Raw genomic sequence first — 4801 nt, 5'->3', positions numbered from 1 at the left:
GGACAATTGAGAGGACAATGCTTATGAGCAGTGAAGCAATAAGAAAAAATATTTTTTTACCGGTTCTTTTGGTCATCTAATCTCCACCTCCCCTTTCTTACTTATCCATTTTAAGCACATATTCCTTATGCCCATTGATTTCTTTCTCCTCCACCTCTGTTTCTGGTGGAAGTGTGAAGGCTGGGCGGACATGGGCGGGGTAGGCAACTCCATTCCCTCCAAACTTCCCATCATTAATCGTATCTGCTACTGCAGAAGCCGTTTCAAAAGCAGTACGAAGCCACCAAGTATAAGCGACAGGGTCGTTTTCCAAATAAGCGAGTCTAGTCGTATTTCCACCATCCTTTCTCTTGAAATATAACAAATTTTCCTCTTCTTCCAAACGAATTCTTTGCTTATAGTTCCCTACATCAATATCCGAAAGCAAGAAAAGTTTCCGCTTTATTTTATCTATATGCCTACTTTCAAAGTTAGGTTTTAGAGCTTTTATCCCAAGCTCTGTGAGGGGAATATTTTCTTGCACATTTTTAGGCAAACGATTAATATACTCTTTGTTCATAAAGGCATCAATCATACTATGCCCGTAATAAAATCTTTTCCAGCCTTCTTGAAAGGGCATGGGCGGATCCAGCAAGTATTTTCGAAGCAGTAAGACATTGCCTTGACCGATATAATTTTTTGTGAGAACTAGATAGGGCACTAACTTACCATCTTCTTTGATATGAACGGTATAACCTAAGCGTTTGTCTTTATCATAGGCTATATCTCTTAGGATTTGGGGGTCTTTTGCAGGAAACAAATATACAAGTTCCTCTCTCTTTATGAGGACAATTGAGAGGACAATGCTTAAGAGTAGTGAAGCAATAAGTAAAAATATTTTTTTACTGGTTATTTTGTTCATCTAATCTCCCCTTTCTTACTTATCTATTTTAAGCACATATTCCTTACGTCCGTTAACTTTTTTCTCCTCCACCTCCGTTTCTGGTGAAAGTGTGAAGGCTGGACGGACATAAGAAATGTAGGCAACACCATTTCCTCCAAACATCCCTTCATAGTCAACTACCTTAGCTACCGCAGAATCCGTCGCAAAAGCAGTACGGAGCCACCAGCTATAAGGAGTTGAATCCCCTTCTGAATAAGCTAACCTGTCTTCTTTTACTCCACCTTTTCGCTTAAAATACAGTAAATTACGATCATCTCCCTTGCGATGTTTGCCTCTACTATTTCCAATATCAACGTCTGAAAGCAAGAAAAATTTCCGCTTTATTTTTTCTATATGCCCCCTTCCAGCATGTTCTGCCGAAGGCTTTATCCCCAGCTCTGTGAGAGCAATATTTTCTTGTATACCTTTAGACAAACGCTTGATAAAGTCCTTGTGCATAAAGGCATCCGGTATGCTATGTCCATAATAGGCTTCCTCCCAACCATCCCGAAAAGACATGGGTGGATCTACGAGGTGTTTTCTTAAAAGCAAAACATTACCTTGTCCGATATAATTTTTCGTGAGCACCAGATAGGGCACTAGCTTCTCATTTTCCTTAATATGAACGGTATAACCTAAACGCTTATCCTTGTCATAAGCTAAATCTCTTAGGATTTGGGGTTCTTTAACAGGAAGCAAATATACAAGTTCCTCTCTCTTTATGAGGACAATTGAGAGGACAATGCTTAAGAGTAGTGACGAAATAAGAAAAAATATTTTTTTACTGGTCATTTGGCTTTACCTCTCTAAACTTCGCAACAAGTTCTTCCTCAGCTTTTACTTGGTGCTGATAAGTATTTTCCGAAGATAAAAGCACATCTCCTTTGTACCAACCCACAAACTCCGCATTTTCTCGTGGAAGAGCATATAAGGGCGAATAGTTGGCAAAGCGAGTCATTCCACCCCCTAGGACAAAGCCTAGGTTTTCGTTTTCCACTCTAATATTTGTCGAGTAATATTTTGATGACTCTTCTTTACCGCTCGTTTCTGAGCTTAGCTGTTCTCCCTCCTTGACGAGTTCTGTAGCTTTATCTTCTGATTCTTTATAGAGGTTTATCTCAACTTTTTCTCCCGCATTTAGTTCAACATCTTCAAACTCTTCGGTCAGAACTACGCTTCCGTCCTTATTATCAATGGTCTGTACAGTATAATCCACCTTTGTCGCCTCGCTGGCTTGGACAAGGACTGTCGTGTCTTCTGCTGCTGAAGTGGAAAGCTCCATGACTTCATCCGTCGAATATTTCTCCATTTCTCCTGTTTCACGTTTTACCTTAATGTCTACATCTCCTGCTATTAGGATACGTTTTGAGGTTTTGCTTGGCTCAGGAGCCTCAATCTTTTTCTTTTGATAATTTTCATCCTGCGCCCTCAACCATGCGAGGCAAAGGTCAGGATGATGGGCTTGGGCAACTGGGTCTAAGTTTGCTATGAGAGTCACTGAAAGATTAGGATGTTTAATCATAAATTTGAACACAAGCTCTCGAAAAGTCTCTGCTAAAGACTCAATTCGTACCTCTGAATGATTGACCAACCCCATGTTTCTCAACCAATCAATAACAAAATTTTTCACCCTCGTTGCATTACTTCCTAACATCATAGAGGTGACAAGATTTTTAAATAAACTTTTTGTAAGTTTTTCCCTATCTTCAACCCGTGTTGTGAAATAGAGTTCAGCTAGTATTCGTATGTCCTCTTGATACACGTTAACATACTTATTTCTATGCTTTATTTGCTCAACTGCAAAGGTTCTGATGATGTCATCCAGAGATTCATTCATTCTCTTACCCTCTGGATCATCCACAATTAAGCCATTAAAAATATCCAGTATACTTATTTTTTTAGCTTGAAATTCTTCTAGTTTATAGTTTAAGTTAGAGTCTAGCTTTTTTAATTCCGCTTCCATTCGACTTTTGGCAGATTCATAAACCTCTTGGGGAAGTAGAGTTTTATCAGGCAAAGACGAATCCTGCCCATAACGTGTAAACTCAAACGGATAGACCTCCGGTCCCACTTTAGTCACCACATCATTGACATTAATAACATTGACAATATTATCATGTCGTTCATTATCATTCCCCGTTCCCTTCAAAGTCCCCGCAGGTGCTTCAAAGCAGAAAGCATACATATCTTCTGCTTTGAGTTCACCACTGGCCAACTTTCGCCCCTTATTTAAAGCGCCAGCGGTCAAGCTGGTTACTGCAGCTGCTCGGCTATAGCCGTTAATCCAGAGCTTTATCTTGCCTGTCACCTTGTTTTCTTTCAAGTATTGGTCTAAAAAGGTCAACACTTTTTCGCTGGCTTCTCTAAAACCTTGATGCTCGCCTGACCGTCCTAAAGTCAGGTTACTGGCCCACTCTGCTTCGTAACCCCCGCCTCGGATGGCTAGAGCTATCAAGGTGTAGTCTTCTTCTTTGACGGTCAGTTTTTTCTGGGCAATGACCGCACCAATCGAGTCTTTCGAGGGTCTTTCTTGAAAATGCTGGTTAGCCTTGAATTTTTCAAAACCGATTTCTTCCAGTAGCTGCTTCGCATTTCTATTTTTTAAAAGATAGTTTTTTTCTTGGATACTGGACCAAGCAGCCAGTTCTAGGTTGAGGGACATGGTCGCTAGCCTTGGGTCATAAGGGCGATTTTTCTCCTTGCGATAAGCATAGGCACTCTGCTCAAAATAAGAATCACTGTAGTGGTAGACGGCTTGAGAATCCTTGACTTCTTTTCCTGCAGGTGCGGAACCATAGTTAAAAGTCCCTGATTGGAAATCCTTTCCCGCCTCCTTACTTTTAAAAACAAAATCCATATCTTGTACATCTTTAAAATCAAAGGCCCCATCTGTTTGAATATTTTGGAAAAAGGTTCGGGCAAATGCTTTGGTCGAGTCCACAATCTTATCCATAAATACGAAAGTCCGAAAGCTTACCTGCTGTTCTGCTTTCATCTTTTGCGCCAGATTATTCGCCGCATTGGCAAACTGATAGCTGTAGATGTCTTTGCTTCCATACTTTCCTGTATTTACTTTTTCCCCTGCGGTTGGTGTCCGGTCACTGATGATGAAGATATTTTTTTGCCCCTCATCCTTGACTTCTTGCAGGAGCTGCTCTGCACGTTTCAAACCACTGTATAAGTTGGTCTTCCCTCGTGTTTCTATCTTTTCCAAAGCGGACAGCAGTTGTTTCTCATCAGGAGTAAAAGCTTGAAGCACAGTTGCCTCATCTCCAAAACCCACAAGCGCAATTTGATGCTCCTGCTTGGACGCACCCGACTCTTTTACAAACTTGCCAACCATATCTTTGGTCTGCTTGACACTTCTTCCACCCATACTTCTGGAGCTATCCATCAGAAAAATACTGTACTGCTTTCTCTTACTGTCATCAGGAGCTTCAAAGCTTATCTTTTGTCTTTGAACTTCTGACAAACTGATACTTAAATCCAAATCTTTCACTGCTGTAGCAGATACACGTGTACCAAAAAATATGGGTTGACACAGCATAAATAGCAATAAACATAATTTTTTAAACATCTTCTTCTCCTTTATTTATCTGTCTTAAGCACATACACTGTCTGGCCGTCACTCTCTTTTTTCTCTACCTCTGTTTCTGGCGGAAGCGTAAAGGCTGGACGGACATGGGCGGGATAGACAACACCCCCGCCTGACAACATCCCCTCGTAATCAACTCCTTTAACTACTGTGGAGGCCGTCGCAAAAGCCGTACGGAGCCACCAGCTATAAGGGGTAGGATCCTCTTCTAAATAAGCTAACCTGTCCTCCTTTACTCCCCCTTTTCGCTTAAAATACATTAAGTTACGGTCATCTTCAAAACG

Annotated in this window: 4 protein-coding genes; all 4 read right to left on the bottom strand. The window is 40.9% G+C overall.

Annotated elements, in window-relative coordinates:
- Positions 1 to 97: 97 nt before the first annotated feature.
- On the bottom strand, positions 98 to 901 hold the full coding sequence (locus B4H39_RS01570) for a DUF6273 domain-containing protein (RefSeq protein ID WP_274708639.1): 804 nt from the start codon (positions 899 to 901) through the stop codon (positions 98 to 100).
- 15 nt (positions 902 to 916) lie between these two features.
- Positions 917 to 1714 (bottom strand): DUF6273 domain-containing protein, encoded by a 798-nt coding sequence (locus B4H39_RS01565; RefSeq protein WP_251422467.1) that lies wholly within the window; start codon positions 1712 to 1714, stop codon positions 917 to 919.
- Positions 1704 to 4499 (bottom strand): vWA domain-containing protein, encoded by a 2796-nt coding sequence (locus B4H39_RS01560; protein WP_251422464.1) that lies wholly within the window; start codon positions 4497 to 4499, stop codon positions 1704 to 1706. The genes B4H39_RS01565 and B4H39_RS01560 overlap by 11 nt, the downstream gene beginning before the upstream one ends.
- 11 nt (positions 4500 to 4510) lie before the next feature.
- Positions 4511 to 4801: DUF6273 domain-containing protein (locus B4H39_RS01555; protein WP_286927477.1), on the bottom strand; the 291-nt coding region annotated here is incomplete at its 5' end.

Origin of the sequence: Lactococcus sp. UBA7128 (assembly GCF_002492185.1) — a bacterium.
Classification (GTDB): domain Bacteria; phylum Bacillota; class Bacilli; order Lactobacillales; family Streptococcaceae; genus Lactococcus; species Lactococcus muris.
This window is presented reverse-complemented; position numbering and strand designations above follow the sequence as displayed.